This window comes from Nonomuraea sp. NPDC049269 (assembly GCF_043197155.1).
In the GTDB taxonomy this organism is placed as follows: Bacteria; Actinomycetota; Actinomycetes; order Streptosporangiales; family Streptosporangiaceae; genus Nonomuraea.
Genome location: NZ_JBICSO010000008.1, coordinates 25041 through 45554, shown reverse-complemented (window position 1 = coordinate 45554; position 20514 = coordinate 25041). Strand labels below are relative to the sequence as shown.

The following is a 20514-nucleotide window of genomic DNA, read 5'->3' as shown; positions in this document are numbered from 1 at the left end:
GAAGCTCCCCACGACAGCGCAAGGAGTTACCTTGAAGCGCATCCTCCTCCCCGCCGGTGGCGCCATTCTGGCCACCGGTCTGCTGGCTGCCGGCCTCGCCGGCACCGCTCAGGCCAGTGGCGACGTCGCGAGCGACGCGTTGGCGAAGACCCAGGCTCAGGCCGAAGAGACCCTGAACTTCTGGACCAAGTCCAACAACGCGGCCCTCACGCAGGCTGTGGCCTTCAACCCCGACTCGCTCGAGGTTGAGAAGATCTCCCGTGGTGGCGGCTATAGCGCCGACACCAAGCCCGGCTCCTCCGTGCCGATTGGCGAGGAGAAGAAGGTCGCCGTCAAGTCCCAGAACGTCAACCTGCCGAAGACCATCGGCAAGGTGTTCTTCGAGGGCCGCGACGGCAAGCTGTACTACTGCTCGGGCACCTCCGTCCAGTCGCAGTACCGTAACCTGGTGGCCACGGCCGGTCACTGCGTCTACGACATCGCCGGCAACGACGAGGTCGTTTCGCGCTGGGTCTTCGTCCCCGGTTACTACCAGGGCAAGACGCCTTACGGTGTGTACGTGGGTAAGCAGGCCTTCACCCACTACGACTTCGACGTGTACGAGGACTTCGACCGCGACTACGCGTTCGCGACCGTCTACAACGGCATTGGCGGCTCGCTGCGCCAGCCGACGAAGGTCGACCGGAAGACCTACGACGCCTACCAGGGTGAGAAGTTCACCAAGGACGTCACGGTCTCCGAGGACGAGTACAAGAAGGGCAAGCTCGACCCGGCGACCACGGACTACTACGACGTGGACCCGGGCTCGGCCGAAGAGGCCACCGGCCCGGACTTCCCCGGCGCAGTGGTGGACCGTCGTGAGGTCACCGGAGCCGTTTACAACGGCGCTGGTGTTGGCCAGGGCAACGGTAAGAGGTTCGGCGAGCCCGTCGTCGAGAACGTTACCTACAACGACTGGTTCGCGTACATCAAGAAGCAGAAGCCGAGCTGGCAGCCCGGTCAGCCCCTCCCGACTCCGACTGCCGCGTACCCCGCGACCGTCGGTGGCGACGGGCGGACCAACGCCACCCTCACGCACTACTACGTGCAGCGGTGGTTCAAGCCCGGCAAGGCTGTTCGCTTCGTCCGTCTCGAGTTCTTCACGGTCTCCGCTGCGCTCAAGGACGTCGGTCGCCTCGGTGACAACGTCGGTGGCCAGGGTGTCGCGTGGAACCAGGCTGCGGGCAAGGTCGTTCGTACCTTCGGGTACCCCTACGGCCCCAACCCTGACGGTTCCAAGCCCTACACCGGTGTTACGCCGAAGTGGTGCTACGGCAAGACCGCCAGCAAGGTCGTCAAGATCCCGGCCCGCAAGGTCGAGGAGCAGCAGTCGCTGAAGTGCGCCGTCACCGCCGGTTACGACGGTGGACCGTGGCTGGCGAACTACAGCAACGCGAAGCGTCTCGGCTACGTCACCGGCGTCACCAGCCTCATCGTGGACGTCGATGGCAACAAGCGCTACGACACGATCACCTCTGCCATCTTCGATGGCGAGACCGCCGCGATCTACAAGGCCGCTGCGGCCTCGTGGTCCGGCAAGCTCGTCAAGTAGTTAGCTGCGGGATCGAACGAAGGCCCTAGGTCGTCGTTCAACAGCTTCACCGAAGGGCCCGGCATCCTGCCGGGCCCTTCGGCCTTTCTGGGGTCTGACCTGGACCTCCAGCATTTTCCGTAACATTCCAGCACAATCTGTTACCAGAGTGACCAGAGGGTCGATAGGGTCTTTACAACTCGCTTGTTAACGTTGTGGAGATCTTCAGTGAAGCGCCTGCTCGTCCCCCTGACCGCCGCCAGCCTGAGCGCCGCCGCCCTCACCCTCCCCGCCAACGCCGCGCCCGACTGGGTTCAGGACCCACTCGCCCCCAAGGCCGCCGAGGCCTACAGCAACGCCTACTTCTGGCTCGACGCCAACGGTGCCGCGCTCAAGAAGGCCACGCAGTACAACGTCGATGCCAAGGACGTCCAGAAGCTGGTCTCCACCCAGGCCAAGGCGCCCGACGGCAAGCCGGGCTCGGCCTCCCCCACCGGCACGACGCCCGCCGTGGCCAAGTCCACGGCCGTGAACCTGCCCAAGACCATCGGCAAGGTCTTCTTCCTCGACAGCGCCGGCAACTACCGCTGGTGCTCGGCGACGTCCGTCCAGTCCAGGAACCGCAACCTGATCGCGACCGCGGGCCACTGCGTCTACGAGCGCGGCAAGGACGTCTTCGCCAAGTGGGTGTTCGTCCCCGGCTACTACCAGGGCAAGGCGCCGTTCGGCGTGTACGCGGGCGCCTACGCGTTCACCAGCTACGACCTCGACACCTACGACGACTACGACGGCGACTTCGCGTTCGTGGCCGTGCACAACGGCTTCGCGCTCCCCAACGACAAGAAGGTGTCGTTCAAGGAGTTCCAGGCATGGCGAGGCGACAAGTGGGTCAAGCCGGTTGAGATCAGCCCGGCCGAGTACGCCAAGTGCGTGCTCACCCTCGGCCACTGCTGGTCCCAGGGCGCCGACACCCCGGCCGACAAGGTGGGTCCCGACTTCCCCGGCGCGGTTCTGGAGAAGGTCGAGGCGGGCGAGAAGGAGTACACGGACGCCAAGACCGGCAAGGGCAACGGCTTCAAGCTCGGCGAGCCCGAGACCGTGCCCGTCACCCTGCCGGAGTACACCGCCTACAAGGGCCCCGGCAAGAAGACCATCGACAAGTCCGGCAACTACCTCATCACCCACTACTACACACAAAAGTGGGTCAAGCCCGGGTTGTCGCGCAAGTACTACATGGCCGAGTACGTCATCGGCATCGCCAAGGACCTGGGCCGGCTCGGTGACGCCGTCGGCGGCCAGGGCGTCGCCTGGAACCAGCCCATGGGCCAGAACGTCACCGCCTTCGGCTACCCCAGCGCCCCGCACCCCGACGGCGACAAGGCCTTCACCGGTGTGACGCCCAAGTGGTGCAGCGGCAAGACCGGAACGAAGAGGTACCAGGTCAACACGTTCAAGGTCGAGACGCACCAGGTGCTGAAGTGCTCGATGACCCCCGGCGCCGACGGCGGTCCCTGGCTGATGAAGTACGACAACAACAAGCGCACCGGCTACGTCAACGGCGTGACGAGCATGTTCCACGACCAGGACGGCAACGGCCGGATCGACTTCATCAGCTCCGCCTACTTCGACGGCGAGACCGCTGACGTCTACAACAAGGCCCAGTACGCGGCGACCAAGTCGATCGTCGGCCCCAACGGCGAGATGATGCAGTAGTAATAGGGACAACCTCGCGAGCCCGTCTCCGGATCGATCCGGAGACGGGCTCGCGTCGTAGGTAAGGCCTAAACGGCCGACAGCTCGCGCAGCGCCCGCACCGCAGGCTCGCTCTTGTACGGCTCCAGCCTCCTGCGCAGATCGGCCGCGTACGAGCGGGAACGCGCCGACTGAAGCTCACCCGCCAGCTTGAGCGCGGTCCCCGCCACCTCGCACGCCTCCTCGAGCTCACCGCACTGCAGCAGCCCGGCCGCCAGGAGCGACAGGTTGAACATCCGCCCCCGCACGAAGCGACCGTCCATGTCGAGCGAGCGACGCGCCTGCCGGACGACCCGCTCCCCCTCCCCCAGGTCGCGGAAGCAGTGGGCGAACTTGGCCGACAGATACGCCTCGTCGAAGTAGCTCAGCCAGGAGGGCTCGTCGCCGGGCGCCCGCGAGTCGAAGGCGACCTCGGCGGCGTGCAGCGCGTTGCCGCAGGAGCGGGCGTCGCCGAGGCCCGCGTGGGCGTGCGCCTCCTGTACCAGGCTCGAGCACAGGAGGGTGTGGACGCCCGCTCGGCGGGCCGAGAGCTGGGCGGCCCTGGCCAGGTCGAGCGCGTGGGCGTGCTGGCCCATGTAGATGGCCTGGTGCGCCATGCCGGCCAGGATCTCGCCGCCCAGCGCGTGGTCGTCGGCCCCTCTGGCCAGGCGCAGCGCCTGGATCAGGTAACGCTGGGCCAGGCCGTGCTGCTCCAGGTCGTAGGCCATCCACCCGGCCAGGCGGGTCAGCTCCGCGGCGGCCGCGGCCAGCTGCCTGCCGGTGGCCTCCCCGTACGTGCCCTCTTTGAGCAGCGGCGAGACCGCGGTGTCGAGGTACTTGATGACGGACGCGCGGACGCGTCCGCTGCCGAACCGGTTGTCGAGCTCACCGAAGGAGCGGGTGACCTCGTGGATCGCGGTGATGTCGGCCCGGCCGACCCGGCGCGAGCCGGCGCCGCCGGGGTGTTCCTCCGGCGGGGACGTCAGCCAGCGGACGGCCCCTACCGAGCCCGCGCCTATCGCGAAAGTCGAATCGATCAGGAATCGCCGTCTCTCCATATCGGCCCGCCACAGCGCCGTCACGGTCGCGACCCCTTCCTTCCACGTGTGCGTGAACTCCTGCCCGAGATCAAGGGGCGAGACGATGGCCGGCATGCCCACCTCCACCGGGGAGAAGGGTCTGCCGAGCCGTAGCGCGAAAATCTCGGTAAGGAGGCACGGCACAGGGTCCCGAGGCCGCTGACCGCCTATCCAGCGCAGCACGGAGCTGTGGTCGTACTTCAGGCCGGGGGCGCCGCGCGCGGCGCCCAGGTCGTTGAGGCACCTGGCCAGCCCCTTGTGGGAGAAGCCCGCCTCCGCGATCAGCTGCTGTAGCAGTCGATTGGGCTCGCGTTCCATCGCTCTCCTCGCGGCAACCGGAAGCCCGCTTCCTTACAGAGAGCCCTCTTTATAGCACGGAGAGTAAAGAAAGATTGGCGATTTCCCAAGGGGGCCGAGGGACTACAGGCGGGCGACCCCGTCGGCGCGGGCCTGGGCGGCCACGGCGGCGGTCACCGCGGGCGCCACGCGCTTGTCGAACGGGCTGGGGATGATGTACTCGGCGGTGACGTCGTCGCCCACCACGCCGGCGAGCGCGGTGGCCGCGGCCACCTTCATGTTCTCGGTGATCGTGGTGGCCCGGACGTCGAGCGCGCCGCGGAAGACGCCGGGGAAGGCCAGCACGTTGTTGATCTGGTTGGGGAAGTCGGAGCGGCCGGTCGCGACCACCCTGGCGTGCTTCGCGGCCACCTCGGGATGCACTTCGGGGGTGGGGTTGGACAGGGCGAACACGATCGAGTCCGCGGCCATCGAGGCGATGGCCGCCTCCGGCACGGTCGAGCCGGACAGGCCGAGGAAGACGTCGGCGCCCGCCAGGGCCTCCTCGGTCGAGCCCTTGTGACCCGCCTTGTTGGTGTCGCGGGCAAGGGCCTCCTTGACCGGGTTGAGCCCTTCCCTGCCGCTGTAGAGCATGCCCTTGGAGTCCGCGACCGCGATGTCACCGATGCCGGCCTCCAGGAGGATCCTGGTGACCGCGACCCCGGAGGCGCCGGCGCCGGCCACCACGGCACGCAGGTCGCCCAGGGAGCGGCCGGTCAGCCGGGCCGCGTTGGTCAGCGCGGCGAGGGCCACGATGGCGGTGCCGTGCTGGTCGTCGTGGAAGACGGGAATGTCGAGCAGGTCCCGCAGCCGGTCTTCGACCTCGAAGCAGCGGGGCGCGCTGATGTCCTCCAGATTGATGCCGCCGAACGAGGGCGCCAGTCGCACGACGGTCTCGACCAGAGCGTCGACGTCGGTGCAGTCGAGGCAGATCGGGACCGCGTCGACGCCCCCGAACTCCTTGAACAGCAGCGCCTTGCCCTCCATCACGGGCATGGCCGCGGCCGGGCCGATGTCACCGAGGCCGAGCACGGCCGTGCCGTCGGAGACGACGGCGACCACGTTGGACACCCAGGTGTAGTCATTGACCAGTGACGGCGTGTCGGCGATCGCGGTGCAGACGCGGGCGACCCCGGGGGTGTAGGCAAGGGAAAGGTCGTCGGCGTTACGGACCGGAATGGTGGATCGGACCTCGAGTTTGCCGCCGCGGTGCAATGCGAAGGCGGGATCGAGATCGAGGGATTCGAGGGAAGTGGGTGTGGTAGTCACAGCGACCCCAGTAGTCATCGGACGGATGAGACCTTCGGCAGACGGCGCGAGAGGCCTGGCTTCGGTAGCCGCCAGGATCCCCTCTTCGATCGTCTCGTGCGAGGGGTTACGGGGGTCACCCGTGGCTCCATAGTGCCACATGCTGAGATCAGGTCCGTCTCGGGACTGACTCCGTTCTGTTGACGCATTGTTAATTGTCGGATGACGATCTGCCGCAAAAACCCACTTAAACTACACAAAAAACAACTTTCCTTACATATCACTTGAGGAGGCCCGCCAATGGCCCTCTGGCCCAGAACGCGCCGTGGTTACACCACCGGCGCGCTCGCTCTGACCGCCGCTTTGGCACTGTCCGCCTGCGGCAGCTCCACTGAGACGGGCACCACCGGTGCCTCGTCCTCCGCACCCGCCACGGCGGCGGGCGGAGTCACGCTGGTCTCCCCCGGCAAGCTGACCACCTGCACCAACCTGCCGTACCCGCCGTTCCAGGCCAAGGACGCCAGCGGCAAGGTCGTCGGGTTCGACGTGGACATGATCGACCTGGTCGCCAAGAAGCTGGGCGTCACGCAGGACATCGTGGACATCGACTTCGACTCGATCAAGGGTGGTGCCGCGCTCAGCGCCGGCAAGTGCGACGTCGCCGCGGCCGGTATGACGATCACCGAAGACCGCAAGCAGCATCTCGACTTCTCCAGTCCCTACTTCGACGAGGTGCTCGGCCTGGTGACCAAGAAGGGCGCGGGCGTGCCCACGCTCGAGGCCGCCAAGGCCAAGAACCTGAGCGTCGGCGTGCAGGCCGGTACGACCAGCCTCACGCTGGCCAAGAACGCGGGCATCGAGGCCAAGGAGTTCAAGGACTCCGGCAAGCTGCTGCTCGCGCTGCAGTCCGGCCAGGTCGACATGGTCATCCAGGACCTTCCGGTCGTCGTCGACTGGATGAAGAAGCCGAACGTCTCCTCGGCCTATGAGCTGTCCGGCCAGGTGCCGACCCACGCGCAGTACGGCTTCGCCGTCAAGAAGGGCAACACCGCGCTGCTCAAGGTCATCAACGACTCGCTGTCCGAGGCCATCAAGGACGGCACCTGGTCCAAGGAGTACCAGCAGTGGATGGGCGCGGCGCCCGTCACGACCCCGACGCCCACCTCCTGATCATGACGACCACGCCGACCACCGCTGAGCCCGCCCGCAGCGGGCTCAGCCCCCGCCAGCGCCGCCGGATCAGCCTCGCCATCCAGTACGCCGTCTTCGCCCTCGTCCTCCTCGCGGTGATCCTGCTCGCGGACTGGCCGAAGATCTTCGAGAACTTCCTGAACGGAAAAGTCGCGGCGGGGATGTTCCCCACGCTGTTCACGGTCGCGCTGAAGAACACGCTGATCTTCACCGTGGCCGGCTATGTGATCGGCTTCGTGCTCGGTCTCGTGCTGGCGCTGATGCGGTTGTCCTCCGTAACGCCGTACCGGGTGGTCGCCCTCGTCTACATCGAGATCTTCCGCGGCCTGCCCGCACTGATCATCTTCCTACTGCTCGGGTTCGGCCTGCCGATCGCGTTCCCCGGGTTCAAGCTCCCCGGCGACGTCTACGGCACGGTGGCGCTCGCGCTGGGCCTGGTGGCCGCCGCCTACATGGCCGAGTCGTTCCGCGCGGGCATCCAGGCGGTGCCCAAGGGGCAGATGGAGGCGGCCAGGTCGCTCGGCATGAAGCCGGGCCGGGCGATGCTCTCGATCATCCTGCCGCAGGCCATCAGGATCGTGATCCCGCCGCTCACCAACGAGCTGATCCTGCTGTTCAAGGACTCCTCGCTGGTCTTCACGCTGGGCGTGACCGCGGCGACCACCGAGCTGACCAAGTTCGGCTCCGACACCACGATCGACCAGGCCAACAGCACGCCGCTGATCGTGGCGGGGGCCACCTACCTGCTGATCACGATCCCGCTCGGGTTCGTCGTACGCCGCCTCGAAGCGCGTCAGGGGAGGAAACGGTGACCCACGCCGTAGAGATCAGGGACCTGCACAAGCACTTCGGCACCAATGAGGTGCTCAAGGGCATCGACTTCACCGTCGAACCCGGCCAGGTGGTCTGCGTCATCGGCCCGTCGGGGTCGGGCAAGTCGACGCTGCTGCGCTGCGTGAACCTGCTGGAGACGCCCACCAAGGGCAAGGTGTTCGTCAACGGCCGCGAGCTGACCCATCCCGACGCCGACATCGACGCCACCCGGCGGCAGGTCGGCATGGTGTTCCAGCAGTTCAACCTCTTCCCGCACCTGACCGCGCTGCAGAACGTGATGATCGCCCAGCAGCGGGTGCTGAACCGGAGCAAGGCCGAGGCCGAGATCGTCGCCAGGGAGAACCTGGACAAGGTCGGCGTCGCCGACAAGTGCCACGAATATCCCGGCAAGCTCTCCGGCGGGCAGCAGCAGCGGGTGGCCATCGCCAGGGCCCTGGCCATGAACCCGGCCCTGATGCTCTTCGACGAGCCCACCTCGGCGCTCGACCCCGAGCTGGTAGGCGACGTGCTCGCCGTCATGCGCAAGCTGGCGGAGGAGGGCATGACCATGCTGGTGGTCACCCACGAGATGGGCTTCGCCCGCGAGGTGGCCGACCGCGTGGTGTTCATGGACGGCGGGGTGATCGTCGAGGACGGGACACCCGCCCAGGTGGTCGGCGACCCGCAGCATGAACGCACCCGCTCCTTCCTCAGGCGCGTCCTGCACCCAGAGGGCTGACCGCCACGAGGCGGCCGACGCGTGCGTTCAAAAGGCGTTCAAGGCGTCCAAGGCCGTCCGACGCGGGCGGGTCGCCCGGCGCGTGAGCGCCGAGCACGGCGGAGTGTCCGGTCTCCGGGCGCCCCGCCGCTCGTGTAATACTCCGGCATGGACCTCACCTCTTACGCCGAGTGGGCGGTCCGGTTGGTCAACGATCCGCACCCGCCACCCGAGCTCACAGGGCTGCGCGACGAACTGGCGGCCGTCTTCGACGGGACCGGTGGCGAGGAAGCCGTCGTGGCGCGCCTGAACGCGCTGCTCGTCCGCCATCCGGTGCGCCCGCAGCTCTCAGGCCACGACGGGCAGCGCTGGCACCTCCACCTGGCTGTGAGCGCCGACGGCACCGATGACGCCGCCGCCGGTGCCGCGATGGGCCTGGCCGCGGTCGTCGCCGAGCTGGGCGCCGACCGGCTCGGCCGGTGCCAGGAGCCGCACTGCCTGCGGGCCTTCCTCGACACCTCCTCCAACCACTCGCGCCGCTACTGCTCCGCCCGGTGCGCCAGCAGGGCCAACGTGGCCGCCTACCGCGCCCGCCGCAGAAGCGGCCAGTAGCGCAGCACCACCCGGCCCACGATGTCGTTCACCGGGCCGAAGTCCCAGCTGTCGCGGCGCCCACTGGCCCGCTGGTTGTCGCTCTCCAGCCACCAGCCGTCATCGCCATGCCATTGGGCCCGCTTGACGATCAGCCGATCGGGCTCGCCGGGGAGCCGCGCCACGACGAGGTCTCCGGGATGGACCGCGGCGCCTCGGCGTACGAGAAGCCAGTCGCCATCGACCAGAGCGGGACGCATCGAATCCCCCTCGACACGCACTCTCATGGGCTGTGACCCTCTCCTCCACGGGTGTTTGGACCCGAGTAAGGTCGGTAGGTGGACCAAGCTGATTCAGCATCAAGGAAGGACTTTCTGATGCTCGCACGACTGCTACGACCCAAGCATGTCGCTTCCGCACACTGCGACCTGCCCTGTGGGGTGTACGACCCCGCGCAGGCCCGGATCGAGGCGGAGTCGGTCAAGGCCATCATGGAGAAGTACGCGGCCAACGAGGACCCGATCTTCCGCGCCCGCGCGCTCTCCATCAAGGAGGAGCGGGCCGAGCTCGTGAAGCACCACCTCTGGGTGCTCTGGACCGACTACTTCAAGCCCCCGCACCTGGAGCAGTACCCGCAGCTCCACCAGCTCTTCTGGGAGGCCACGAAGCTGGCCGGCGCGGCGGGCGGCAAGGGCACGGTCGAGGTGGCCAAGGCCGAGGACCTGCTCGGCAAGATTGACGAGATCTCGAAGATCTTCTGGGAGACCAAGGCCGCCTAAATCGGCACAAAGGCTCTGTGCGGCGACCTTCCGCGCAGAGCCTTTTCCGTCGATGGCGAGTCTGAATCCGCCAACCACCTCCCAGGGGCGGTAAGTTGCAGTCAGCGTCATAACGCGAGGAGGAACGTGACCGAGGAAACCGAGACGCGGGCTGAGGGCGTGGCCGGCATCCGTGACGTGGTGAGCATCAGGCTCCCCGCCGCGAGTGCCTACCTGTCTGTGCTGCGTACGGCCACCGCCGGGCTGGCCGCACGGCTCGACTTCACGCTGGACGAGATCGAGGATCTGCGGATCGCGGTCGACGAAGCGTGCGCGATGCTGCTGAGCGAGGCCGTGCCCGGGACCGACTTGACCGCCGAATTCGAGCTGACCGGGCAGGAGATGCAGGTCAGAGTCGAAGTGGCGACGGTCGGCAGCTCCGCGCCCAAGAGGGACGACTTCGCCTGGATGGTACTGACCGCCCTGGCAGACGATGTGGAAGCGGTGATCGACTCTCCCGATCGCATGGCGATCGTCCTGCGTAAGCGCCGAGGCACGGCGAGGCCGGCGTGACGGAAAGGACTGGAGCCATGGCCACCAGCGACCACGCCGTCCCCGACAGGGTGCGTGCCCGCATCCTCTTCGCCGAGCTGGCCGAGCTGGGTCCCGATGAGCCGCGTAGGCAGCGCATCAGGGACGAGCTGGTCGAGCTTCACCTTCCTCTGGTCGAATACCTGGCCCGCCGCTTCCGCAACCGCGGCGAGTGGCTCGACGACCTCACTCAGGTCGCCACCATCGGCCTGATCAAGTCGATCGACCGCTTCGACCTCAACCGCGGCGTGGAGTTCTCCACCTACGCCACGCCCACGATCGTCGGCGAGATCAAGCGCCACTTCCGTGACAAGGGCTGGGCGGTGCGCGTGCCGCGCCGCCTGCAGGAGCTCAAGCTGTCGCTGACCAAGGCGATCAGCGAGCTGTCGCAGCGCGAGGGCCGGGCACCGACCGTCGCGGAGCTGGCCGCCTACTTGAAGATGACCGAGGAGGAGGTGCTCGAGGGCCTGGAGTCGGCCAACGCCTACTCCACCGTGTCCCTCGACGCGCCCGACTCCGGCGACGACGACGCGCCCGCCGTGTCCGACTCGCTGGGCATCGTGGACGAGTCGCTTGAGGGTGTCGAATACCGCGAGTCGCTCAAGCCGCTGCTCGAACGGCTGCCGCCCCGCGAGAAGCGCATCCTGCTGCTGCGGTTCTTCGGCAACATGACCCAGTCGCAGATCGCCACCGAGCTGGGCATCTCGCAGATGCACGTGTCCCGGCTGCTGGCCCGCACGCTGGCCCAACTACGCGAGGGCCTGACGGCGGACGACTAATCCTTCTGAGAGTCCTCGCCATACAGTGCGTGGGTGGTGGGGGGCGCGAGCAACGTGCCGAGGCCGGTGACGGCCACCAGGATCAACGGGATCCCAAGGAGCGGCTCGTCCGACTGGATGAGCGTGACCGCGACAGGGAGCACGAAGATCTGGGCCAGCACGCTGGGCGATCTCCCCCATCGCTCCATCTTGAACAGGCCGCCCCAGGCCACCCAGAGCAGTCCGGCGCCGATCAGCATCCCGAACGCCGCCTCGGCCAGCGCGCTGGTGACGTCCTCCGCGGCGCCGGTCAGCGTCTCCACGCCGACATAGAGGCCGAGGCCGAGCGCCACCAGGCCCTCCAGGGCGACGACGAGCGCGGCGACGAGAAGCGTCCAAGGTCGGTTCACGCCCCAAACCCTATCGGTGCCCCTTGCCGCCCCCAGATTCCGACTAATGGCCGATAAGCCAGATATCGGACACCGGCTACGCTGAACGACATGCGCGCGATGCTCCTGGTCAACCCCAAGGCCACGACCACGAATGCCCGCCGGCGCGACGTGCTGATCCGCGCGCTCGGCGCCACCGTCGAGCTGACCGTGGAGCAGACCCGATACCGGGGGCACGCGGCGACGCTGGCCGGCACCGCCCGTGCCAAGGGCTACGACGTGGTGGCGGTGCTCGGCGGCGACGGGACGATCAACGAGGCGGTGAACGGCCTGCTCAACGCCGTCAACGGCGACGACGCCGCGCACCTGGACGATCCCAGCTCCGGACGGCCCGCGCTGCTCGTCATCCCGGGGGGCAGCGCGAACGTGTTCGCCCGCGCCCTGGGCCTGCCGAACGACCCGGTCGAGGCCACGGGCGCGGTGCTGGAGGCGCTGCGCGACGGCCGCCGCAGGACCGTGGGGTTGGGGCAGGCCCTGTGGGAGGGCGAGAGCCGATATTTCACCTTCTGCTCGGGGATGGGGTACGACGCCGAAGTCGTCCGGGCGGTCGAGGGGCTCCGCGGCTCGGGCAGGAAGGCGACGCCGACGCGTTATGTGAACACCGCGTTGCGCCACTATCTCGCCACCGACAAGCACCACCCGGCGATGACGCTGACGGGCCCCGGCATCCCCGCCGCCAAGGGCGTCTACATGGCGATCATCTCCAACACCTCGCCATGGACCTACGTCGGCAACCGGCCGGTCAGCCCCACGCCCTGGGCCGGCTTCGAAACCGGGCTCGACCTGCTGGGGCTCCAGCGGATGGGCCTGATCTCGATGCTCCCCGTCATCCGGCAGATCCTCACGGAGCGTGACAGCCTTCCGTCGGGCCGGCACCTCGTCCAGCTGCACGACGAGCCCGAGTTCACGCTCACGGCGGCCCGCCCAGTGGCCTTCCAACTGGACGGTGACTACCTGGGAGAACGGGAATCGGTAACATTCCGATCTATCCCGAACGCATTACAAGTTCTGGTCTAGCTGGTTACATTCGGTCATTGTGTGACGCATCCGACATCCATCCCAGCCAAAACTTCCCACCAACCCCCTTGCGTGCACTCTCCGTGGCTGACAGGCTCAACTTTGACGTCGGAACGTAGGACCTTTAACAAGCCTTACCGGTCCGCTCCGGCGTACGGTGAGCAATCCCGGTCCCCTCCAGGATCCGGGTCATTGCTCGCGCGAGTTAGTGAAACTCTTCACAAAGTAGTAGCCGCACGGAGCCAACCTGAGGTTCCATCTACTAAGGAGTGAACGCATGGACTGGCGCCACAGAGCTGCCTGCCGTGACGTCGACCCCGAGCTGTTCTTCCCGATCGGCAACACCGGTCCGGCACTCTCGCAGATCGACGAGGCCAAGCAGGTGTGCCGCTCGTGTTCGGCGGTCGACCTGTGCCTGAAGTGGGCTCTGGAGTCCGGCCAGGACGCCGGCGTCTGGGGTGGCCTGAGCGAGGACGAGCGCAGGGCCCTGAAGCGCCGCAGCGCCCGTGCCCGCGCTCGCGCCTCCGCCTGACGAAACCGCCTGACGACCCGATCTCGTACGGCGGGCATGGGCGGACCCACACGCCTTGGGCAGCTGGGGCCTGCCGGAATATGCCCGCGGAACCCGCACGTGACGGGCCGCCGACACGCGCGCCCCGTGACAAGGGCACGCCGTCAGGCGGCCGGAAGCGGGATGGAGAGCGTCACTTCTGTGCCGCCCTCCAGACGAGGGGCGATCGCGAGCTTGCCCGAGAGTTCGCCCACCACGAGTGTGCGGACGATCTGCAGGCCCAGGCTCGTGGAGTTGTCCAGGTCGAAGCTGTCGGGCAGGCCCTGGCCGTCATCCCAGACGGTCACGCGCAGCCTGTCCGGAGTCGGTTCCACGACCACTTGCAGGTGTTTGGGGCGGCCGTGTTGCAAGGCGTTCTGCAGGAGCTCGGTGAGGGCCATCGCCAGAGGGGTGGCGATGAGCGACGGGAGGGTTCCGAAACTGCCTATCCGCCGTGGGGTGACCTCCGCCTCCGCCGCCGACACCTCGCCCGCCATCGCGATCACGCGGTCGGCGATGTCGTCGAAGTCGACGAACTCCTCCGGCGCGTGAGAGAGCGTCTCGTGCACGATCGCGATCGAGCCGACCCGCCGAACCGCCTCCTCCAGCGCCTCCCGCCCTTCGGGCACGCGCAGGCGCCGCGCCTGGAGCCGGAGCAGGGCCGCCACCGTCTGCAGGTTGTTCTTGACCCGGTGGTGGATCTCGCGGATCGTCGCGTCCTTGGTCATCAGCTCGCGTTCGCGGCGGCGCAGCTCGGTGACGTCGCGGATGAGCACCAGCGCCCCGATGCGGCCGCCGCCGACGATCAGCGGGATCGCCCGGAGCTGCACGATCGTCCCGCCGGACTCGACCTCGGTCTCCTTGGCCGCCCGCCCGCTGGCCACGATCATCAGGTCCTCGTTGATGGGCTCGTCGGAGTAGCAGAGCGTGGCGGTCACCCGGCCCAGCTCGGCTCCGACCAGATCCGCGTGCAGGCCGAGCCGCCGGTAGGCCGACAGGGCGTTCGGCGACGCGTACGTGACGCGGCCCGCCCGGTCGAGCCGCAGCAGGCCGTCACCGACCCGCGGGGAACGGACCAGGATCGGCTCCTCGCCGGAGAACGGGAAGCGCCCCTCCGCCACCATCTGAGCCAGGTCGGAGGCGCTCTGCAGGTAGGTGAGCTCCAGGCGCGAGGGGGTGCGTGCCGAGGACAGGTTCGTGGAGCGCTGGATCACCGCGAGGAAGCGGGCCTCGCCGACCGGGACCGCCCGGCGTACGGGGATGGTCTCCTCGCGGACGGGCACGCCCGTCGACCAGTCGGGGTCGCCCTCGCGGCAGATGCGCCGTTCGTTCCACGCCGTGTCGATCAGGTAGCGCTCGCCCTTGGCCGCGACGGTGCCGACGATGTCGTCGTGGTAGACGGTGGGTCCGGTGGTCGGGCGCATCTGCGCGATCGCGATCCAGCCGCCGCCCTCGCCCTGGAGCGGCGCCCACAGGATGAGGTCGGCGAACGACAGGTCGGCCAGCAACTGCCAGTCGGAGACCAGCGAGTGCAGCCAGTCGAGGTCCGCCGCGTCGAGAGCGGTGTGGCGGACGACGAGGTCGCTGAGAGTCGGCACGAGTGCATCATGCGTGCTTTCCCGCGGAACAACCAAACCGGCGTCCCGGCCCGCGCCGCCCGCCGGCTCACCCATCGGGCCTCGAACGCCGGTGAACACGGGCGTGTCATCGTGCGGTCAACCGTCGATTTTCGGGAATCTCACATGGTGATAACCGTCACACCGTCCCGCGAGGCGGGACCGTGCTGAGCGCTGCGGAGGTGATCGACACGTTGATCCTCTTCGGCGCGGCCTCGGTTGCGGCCACGCCTGCCCCTGTGTATATCCTTCACAATCAACCTGAGCTGCCCGAACCGGCATGTATCACGGCGGGCAAGCCCGGTCTGACGACGAGCGAGCCCGTGCCCGTGTCGTGCCGGTGGTTGACCGCTCGGGCCATTCTGAGTTCCGATGATCTCGCGGTGATCAGACACGCCCTCACCGCCGTGGCAGAAGTGAAGGTGAGAGCGTGACGGACGACGGCCCTCGCGTACCGAAGTACTACGACGTGAAGCGGAGCCTGCTCGAGCTCACCAAGAGCCTGTCCGCCGGTACGGCGCTGCCCCCCGAGCGGGCGCTGGCCGTACGCTTCGAGACCTCGCGCACCACGGTCCGTCAGGCGCTGACCGAGCTGGTCGTCGAGGGGCGGCTGCTGCGCATCCAGGGCAAGGGCACGTTCGTCGCCCAGCCGAAGGTGGCGCAGGTGCTGCAGCTCACGTCGTACATCGGCGATCTGCGCACGGCCGGCCTGGAGCCCGACACCAAGATCCTGGAGATCGGCTACATCACCGCCGACGAGCCGCTCGCCCGGCGGCTGGCCATCAACCCCGGCGGGCGCGTCCTGCGGATCCACCGCCTGCGCCTGGCCAACGGAGAGCCGGTCTCGATAGACACCACCCACCTGTCGGCCCGCCGCTTCCCCCGGCTGCGGCGCGAGCTGGAGGTGCACGCGTCGCTGTACGAGACGCTGCACAACGCCTACAACGTACGGCTCACCGACGCCGAGGAGATCATCGAGACCGTCCTGGCCACCCCGTACGACGCCAAGGCCCTGGGCGTGGACGTGGGCCTGCCGATGCTGCTCCTGACCCGGCACGCCTTCGACGCCGACGGGAACCCGGTCGAGTGGGCGCAGTCGCTCTACCGCGGCGACCGGTACAAGTTCGTCACCCGCCTGCGCCGCCCCTAGCAGGCGGCCTTCGGCAGGTCGCAGACCTTGTCCGTCATCCGCTCCGCCTGGGAGATGAGACCCTTGAAGCGCTTGAGCGGCAGGCTCTTCGTGGGCCAGGCCGATCCGCCTACGACATAGACGGTCGCGCCGTTGCGTACGACGACCGCTTGTTCGCCGTTCTCGAAGAACCGGCCGCCGGCCCGCAGAGCGTCGTCGCCCACCTTGAGTGGCTTGGTGTAGTAGTGGTGGCGATCGGGGCCCTTGCCGAAGTTCGCGCAGCGGGACAGGTCCGCGCGCAATCCTCGCATCGCCTCGCGGGCGGCGGAGACGCTCTTGTAGACGACGAGCTGCTCGTACTTGACCGTGTCTTCCGATCGGTAGTGGACAGCCCGGGTCGCCAGGCGATCGGCGGTCGAGGCCGTGCGGCGCTCGCACGGGTTCAGCCGCAGCGGGAGTCCTTTCGACTCGGTGATCGTGTAGGTCTCCCATTTCTTGGCCGGTGGGTGGGTCTCCAGGAAGAGCGTCCCGGCGGGCAGGGAGCCCGCTCCCATCGACATCACCGCGGCGGCGGCCACAGCCATCCCCATGTGTAACATCTGGCCTCCATGTCATGTCTCATCCCATGAGATGTCCATTAATAGCGAATCGTTCGGCTATTACGGGACTTCTTGCCATAGCGGGGTGATTATGGCGGCATGGCAAAGGCGATCGAACAACCCGTTCCCGGCATCACGGTCGGCCACGCTCTCCTCGCCCGCTCCAAGGGCACGGCCCAGCCGGTGGACAAGATCGTGCATGACGGCGACACGATCAACATCGCGGCCGACGGCAACTTCGGCGTGCGCCTGCTCGGTGTCGACGCTCCCGAGGTCAGCTTCGAGTTACCGCGCAACCCGAACTTCCCCGACTTCCCCAAGGGCTTCGTCTCCATCGACAAGCCCGCCTGGACGACCTTCCTCACCGACCCGTTCGAGAAGGGCTACCAGGAGCTCACGCTCCGCACGGCCCTGCACAACAACCTGCTGGCCAGGCTGGGCCCGGCGGCCGCGCCCAACCACGCCGCCCACGCGGCCCCGGCCACCCAGGCGCTCAAGACCATGATCCAGCTCGACATCACCGAGCAGGCCCTCACCGACGAGACGTTCAAGATCAGGCTGGCCTTCGCGCACGAGATCCTCGACAGGTACGGCAGGCTCCTCTGCTACGTCAACCGCGACCAGCGCGAGAAGCCCCGTCCCGACCCCTACAACGAGCGGCTGCTCGCGGCCGGGCATGTGATCCCGTACTTCATCTGGCCCAACGTCGACCCCTTCGTACGCCAGGAGGGCCGCCTGACCGACGCCGTGCCGTCCCCGGGCAGCGCCAGGACGGTCGCCGAAGCAGGCGCGCTGGGCCGGGCCAGGCAGGCCGTACGACGGGCCCGCGAGGCGGGGCTGGGCCTCTGGGACCACGCGAACCCGCTCGCCGTGCTGCCGTTCGAGCTGCGCTTCCTGGCCCAGCGCCGGGCGCCTGACCGCTACGTGCTCGACCTGTCGGACAACGCCAGGGAGTTGCTGCATCCGCAGAGCTACTTCCGTATCCCCAACCCCGAGGACCGGCTGTTCATCAACGCCGAGCACGCCCCGTTGTTCAGCGAGAAGGGCTGGTCCGTCCCGCCGCTGTGAGGGGGTGGGGTTAGCCCCACCCCACAGGCGCACACCAAGCCCATGTCGCGCATCCCCGTAGGTCAATACGGTTGGTCGCATGAAAGTCCCCCGCCCGTGGTCGGCACGCGCCTGGCTCGACACGGCGCACGTCGTGATCGGGCTGCCCGTCGGCATGGTCCTCGCCGGGCTGACCGTCGCGTGCGCCGCGGCGCCGCCCCTGATGCGCCGCGGCCTGCCGCACTTCACCCGGGTGCAGCGCTCCCGGTTCGAGGCGTTCCTCGGGGTGCGCATCCCGCCGGTGCGCTCACCGATCAGCTACCGCAGCCACATCACCTGGCGGCAGATCGGCTACCACGTGCTCTCGCCGCTGGTGGGGCTGGCCGGGGCCGTCCTGGTCGCGTTCGCGTGGGGGGCGGCCGTGGTGGGGCTGACGGCGTTCCTGCAGCCGATGCTGCAGGACCCGCCGCTGGTGTTCCGCTTCAACCTGCGCAATCCGGGCGTGGTCTCCGCCTACATGGCCGTCGGGTTCGTGCTGCTGCTGGTGGCCCCGGCCCTGGCACGGGCGATGGCGCACCTCGATCTGTCGGTGGCGCGCACGCTGCTCGGCCCCAGCCGCCACGAGCTGGGACAGCGGATCGAGACGCTGACCGAGAGCCGCGCCGGGGTGATCGACGCGGCCGACGCCGAACGGCGGCGCATCGAGCGAGACCTGCACGACGGCGCCCAGCAGCGGCTGGTCTCCCTGGCCATGAACCTCGGACTGGCCCGCGCCACGCTGACCGACCTGCCCGAGCCCGCCCGCGAGGCGATCGAGCGGGCGCACGAGGAGTCCAAACAGGCGCTCAAAGAGCTACGCGACTTCGTCCGCGGCCTGCACCCGGCCGTGCTCAACGACCAAGGGCTCGACGCGGCGCTCTCCGGCATCGCCGCGCGCACCCCCATCCCGGTGCGGCTCCGCGTCGACATCGGCCTACGCACTTCTCCTACCATCGAGGCGGTGGCGTTCTTCATCGTGTCCGAGGCACTCACCAACATCGCCAAGCACGCGGCGGCCACCAGAGCCCAGGTGAGCGTGGTGCGCGAGCGCGACCGGCTGTCCCTGCTCATCTTCGACGACGGCTGCGGCGGCGCCACGCTCGACGGCGGCACCGGGCTGCGCGGCCTGGTCCAGCGGATCGACTCGGTCGACGGAACGCTCCGCCTGTCCAGCCCGCTCGGCGGGCCGACCACGATCGAGGTGGACCTGCCGTGCGAGTAGTGCTGGCGGAAGACTCCGTACTCCTGCGCGAGGGGCTCGTCCGGCTGCTCGACGCGGCCGGCATGCGGGTGGTGGCGGCCGTGGACGACGCTGAGAGCCTGCTGCGCGCCGCCGAGGAGCACCTGCCCGACCTGGTGGTCACGGACGTGCGTATGCCGCCCACCCACACGGATGAGGGCCTGCGGGCGGCCCTCGTGCTGCGCCGCGAGCACCCCGGCATATCCGTGCTGGTCCTCTCCCAGTATGTGGAGGAGCGCTACGCGGCCCGGCTGCTCGCCTCGGCGAGCGGTGGCGTCGGTTACCTGCTCAAGGACCGGGTGGCCGACGTGACCGACTTCATCGACGCGCTGCGCAGGGTGGCGGCGGGCGGCACCGCGCTGGACCCGGAGGTCGTCGCCCAGCTGCTGCTGCGCGGCCACAGCGACCCGCTGGACCGGCTGACGCCCAGAGAGGGCGAGGTGCTCAAGCTGATGGCGGAAGGCCGCTCCAACGCGGGCATCGGCCAGGAGCTCGTGCTCAGTGAGGGGGCGGTCGGCAAGCACATCGGCAACATCTTCGCCAAGCTCGACCTGTCCCCTGCCGAGGGCGACCACCGGCGGGTCCTCGCCGTCCTGCAGTTCCTCAAGATCAGGAGTCTGTCATGAGGGCCTTGTGGCTGAGCGCGGGCGCCATGGTGACCGTGTTGGCTCTGCTGGGCACCAGCAGCGTGCTCTGGGGCGCATTCGCCTACGCCCGTCCACCGATAGAGACCACCAGCAGGAGCATCCCGTTCAAGCTGTCTCGGTTGAAGGTGATCGTGGCGCGCGGAAACGTGAATGTCAGCATCCATCCCGGCGAGGCCGGCGAGCTGTTTCTCGAACGGTCGCTGCGCTGGTCCAAGCAGAAGCCGGGCGTCAAGGAGGACTGGGACGAGCAGCGGACGCTGCGGCTCGACGTTTCCTGCCCTGGCATGGACCAGCCGGACGCGCCGCTCTGTCAGGCTCACTACACGCTGTTCGTGCCGGAGGAGACCGACATCGAGACGGAGTCGGCCAATGGCGGCCTCGATGTCCACGACATCTTCGGCGACATCCGGATGACCTCCGAGTCGGGTGAGCTGCGGGCCTACCGGACCTCGGGCACGGTCTGGGCCAGGAGTGGTTCCGGCGATGTCACGGGAGTCGGGCTCACCGGCGGCGAGGCGGACATGGAGACCGGCGCGGGTCGCGTCGACCTGTCCTTCGACGCCGCTCCGACGAAGGTCCGCGCGGTCGTCAGGACCAGAGGGGATGTCGTCGTGGTGGTCCCCGACCTGGGCTACGACGTGACGGCGAGCGCCAAGCGGGCCGACGTCAACGTCAAGAAGGACCCCACCTCACCAAGGAAGATCACCATACAGTCGCAGAATGCTCTTGTGATGCCCTGCTGCGAGTGACTCTCCGGGGACCCGAGCGTTGACATCTGTTTACTCGGGTGACTCGTT

23 protein-coding genes are annotated in these 20514 nt (G+C 68.3%); 17 read left to right on the top strand and 6 right to left on the bottom strand.

Annotated features, from left to right (window positions below; all coding sequences use genetic code 11):
- Positions 1-31 precede the first annotated feature (31 nt).
- Together ACGFNP_RS39585 and ACGFNP_RS39580 are read left to right on the top strand one after the other, a co-directional pair.
- Positions 32-1591 carry a trypsin-like serine peptidase gene (locus tag ACGFNP_RS39585; RefSeq protein WP_393327608.1) on the top strand — a complete coding sequence of 520 codons (1560 nt, stop codon included), beginning with the start codon at positions 32-34 and terminating at the stop codon, positions 1589-1591.
- Positions 1592-1798: 207 nt separating this feature from the next.
- On the top strand, positions 1799-3283 hold the full coding sequence (locus ACGFNP_RS39580) for a hypothetical protein (protein WP_393327605.1): 1485 nt from the start codon (positions 1799-1801) through the stop codon (positions 3281-3283).
- A gap of 68 nt (positions 3284-3351) precedes the next feature.
- On the opposite strand, the gene ACGFNP_RS39575 is transcribed toward ACGFNP_RS39580, so the two are convergent.
- Both ACGFNP_RS39575 and ACGFNP_RS39570 read right to left on the bottom strand, forming a co-directional pair.
- Positions 3352-4698, bottom strand: a complete 1347-nt coding sequence (locus tag ACGFNP_RS39575) for a hypothetical protein (RefSeq protein WP_358336738.1) — start codon at positions 4696-4698, stop codon at positions 3352-3354.
- A gap of 102 nt (positions 4699-4800) precedes the next feature.
- On the bottom strand, positions 4801-6003 hold the full coding sequence (locus ACGFNP_RS39570; RefSeq protein ID WP_358336735.1) for an NADP-dependent malic enzyme: 1203 nt from the start codon (positions 6001-6003) through the stop codon (positions 4801-4803).
- A 261-nt stretch (positions 6004-6264) separates the two neighbouring features.
- Here ACGFNP_RS39570 and ACGFNP_RS39565 point away from each other — a divergent pair, with 261 nt between their 5' ends.
- The 4 genes from ACGFNP_RS39565 (at position 6265) to ACGFNP_RS39550 (ending at position 9298) form a co-directional block, all read left to right on the top strand.
- Positions 6265-7134 carry an ABC transporter substrate-binding protein gene (locus ACGFNP_RS39565; protein WP_358336733.1) on the top strand — a complete coding sequence of 290 codons (870 nt, stop codon included), beginning with the start codon at positions 6265-6267 and terminating at the stop codon, positions 7132-7134.
- The gene (locus tag ACGFNP_RS39560; protein WP_358336730.1) at positions 7089-7967 is read left to right on the top strand and encodes an amino acid ABC transporter permease; all 879 of its coding nucleotides are present in this window, start codon (positions 7089-7091) and stop codon (positions 7965-7967) included. Before ACGFNP_RS39565 ends, ACGFNP_RS39560 begins: the two co-directional genes overlap by 46 nt.
- Entirely contained in the window at positions 7964-8707 is a 744-nt protein-coding gene (locus tag ACGFNP_RS39555; protein ID WP_358336727.1) for an amino acid ABC transporter ATP-binding protein, read from the top strand. Before ACGFNP_RS39560 ends, ACGFNP_RS39555 begins: the two co-directional genes overlap by 4 nt.
- A gap of 147 nt (positions 8708-8854) precedes the next feature.
- Complete coding sequence (locus ACGFNP_RS39550) at positions 8855-9298, top strand: CGNR zinc finger domain-containing protein (RefSeq protein ID WP_358336724.1); 444 nt, start codon at positions 8855-8857, stop codon at positions 9296-9298.
- Here the strand turns inward: ACGFNP_RS39550 and ACGFNP_RS39545 are convergent.
- A complete protein-coding gene (locus tag ACGFNP_RS39545; RefSeq protein WP_358336721.1) occupies positions 9268-9624 on the bottom strand; it encodes a S24 family peptidase in 357 nt (118 codons plus the stop codon). The genes ACGFNP_RS39550 and ACGFNP_RS39545 overlap by 31 nt on opposite strands.
- 30 nt (positions 9625-9654) lie before the next feature.
- On the opposite strand from ACGFNP_RS39545, the gene sodN reads away from it, so the two are divergent.
- The 3 genes from sodN to ACGFNP_RS39530 all read left to right on the top strand — a co-directional run bounded on the left by sodN (position 9655) and on the right by ACGFNP_RS39530 (position 11405).
- Positions 9655-10056: a superoxide dismutase, Ni gene (sodN, locus tag ACGFNP_RS39540; RefSeq protein ID WP_219533868.1), complete on the top strand. Its 402-nt coding sequence runs from the start codon at positions 9655-9657 to the stop codon at positions 10054-10056.
- Positions 10057-10182: 126 nt separating this feature from the next.
- A complete protein-coding gene (locus tag ACGFNP_RS39535; RefSeq protein ID WP_214640148.1) occupies positions 10183-10608 on the top strand; it encodes an anti-sigma factor in 426 nt (141 codons plus the stop codon).
- A 17-nt stretch (positions 10609-10625) separates the two neighbouring features.
- Positions 10626-11405, top strand: coding sequence for an RNA polymerase sigma factor SigF (locus ACGFNP_RS39530; RefSeq protein ID WP_214640149.1), 780 nt, complete (start codon positions 10626-10628; stop codon positions 11403-11405).
- On the opposite strand, the gene ACGFNP_RS39525 is transcribed toward ACGFNP_RS39530, so the two are convergent.
- Complete coding sequence (locus tag ACGFNP_RS39525; protein ID WP_358336717.1) at positions 11402-11794, bottom strand: hypothetical protein; 393 nt, start codon at positions 11792-11794, stop codon at positions 11402-11404. The two genes, ACGFNP_RS39530 and ACGFNP_RS39525, sit on opposite strands and share 4 nt — an antisense overlap.
- A 90-nt stretch (positions 11795-11884) precedes the next feature.
- Between ACGFNP_RS39525 and ACGFNP_RS39520 the strand changes: the two genes are divergently transcribed.
- Positions 11885-12850, top strand: a complete 966-nt coding sequence (locus ACGFNP_RS39520; protein ID WP_358336714.1) for a diacylglycerol kinase family protein — start codon at positions 11885-11887, stop codon at positions 12848-12850.
- A 277-nt stretch (positions 12851-13127) separates the two neighbouring features.
- Positions 13128-13382 carry a WhiB family transcriptional regulator gene (locus ACGFNP_RS39515; RefSeq protein ID WP_214640152.1) on the top strand — a complete coding sequence of 85 codons (255 nt, stop codon included), beginning with the start codon at positions 13128-13130 and terminating at the stop codon, positions 13380-13382.
- Between the two features lie 143 nt (positions 13383-13525).
- Here ACGFNP_RS39515 and ACGFNP_RS39510 read toward each other — a convergent pair whose 3' ends face one another.
- The gene (locus ACGFNP_RS39510; protein WP_358336711.1) at positions 13526-14998 is read right to left on the bottom strand and encodes a histidine kinase N-terminal domain-containing protein; all 1473 of its coding nucleotides are present in this window, start codon (positions 14996-14998) and stop codon (positions 13526-13528) included.
- 182 nt (positions 14999-15180) lie between these two features.
- Between ACGFNP_RS39510 and ACGFNP_RS39505 the strand changes: the two genes are divergently transcribed.
- Both ACGFNP_RS39505 and ACGFNP_RS39500 read left to right on the top strand, forming a co-directional pair.
- Entirely contained in the window at positions 15181-15450 is a 270-nt protein-coding gene (locus ACGFNP_RS39505) for a hypothetical protein (RefSeq protein WP_358336708.1), read from the top strand.
- A complete protein-coding gene (locus tag ACGFNP_RS39500; protein ID WP_219533873.1) occupies positions 15447-16166 on the top strand; it encodes a GntR family transcriptional regulator in 720 nt (239 codons plus the stop codon). Before ACGFNP_RS39505 ends, ACGFNP_RS39500 begins: the two co-directional genes overlap by 4 nt.
- On the opposite strand, the gene ACGFNP_RS39495 is transcribed toward ACGFNP_RS39500, so the two are convergent.
- Positions 16163-16744: a hypothetical protein gene (locus ACGFNP_RS39495; protein ID WP_393327595.1), complete on the bottom strand. Its 582-nt coding sequence runs from the start codon at positions 16742-16744 to the stop codon at positions 16163-16165. The genes ACGFNP_RS39500 and ACGFNP_RS39495 overlap by 4 nt on opposite strands.
- 99 nt (positions 16745-16843) lie before the next feature.
- On the opposite strand from ACGFNP_RS39495, the gene ACGFNP_RS39490 reads away from it, so the two are divergent.
- From ACGFNP_RS39490 to ACGFNP_RS39475, 4 genes are all read left to right on the top strand, one after another.
- Positions 16844-17812, top strand: a complete 969-nt coding sequence (locus tag ACGFNP_RS39490; RefSeq protein WP_393327593.1) for a thermonuclease family protein — start codon at positions 16844-16846, stop codon at positions 17810-17812.
- A 79-nt stretch (positions 17813-17891) separates the two neighbouring features.
- The gene (locus ACGFNP_RS39485) at positions 17892-19052 is read left to right on the top strand and encodes a sensor histidine kinase (RefSeq protein WP_393327590.1); all 1161 of its coding nucleotides are present in this window, start codon (positions 17892-17894) and stop codon (positions 19050-19052) included.
- Positions 19043-19696 (top strand): response regulator, encoded by a 654-nt coding sequence (locus ACGFNP_RS39480; protein WP_393327587.1) that lies wholly within the window; start codon positions 19043-19045, stop codon positions 19694-19696. Before ACGFNP_RS39485 ends, ACGFNP_RS39480 begins: the two co-directional genes overlap by 10 nt.
- Positions 19693-20466, top strand: coding sequence for a hypothetical protein (locus ACGFNP_RS39475; RefSeq protein ID WP_358336690.1), 774 nt, complete (start codon positions 19693-19695; stop codon positions 20464-20466). The genes ACGFNP_RS39480 and ACGFNP_RS39475 overlap by 4 nt, the downstream gene beginning before the upstream one ends.
- Positions 20467-20514: the final 48 nt, after the last annotated feature.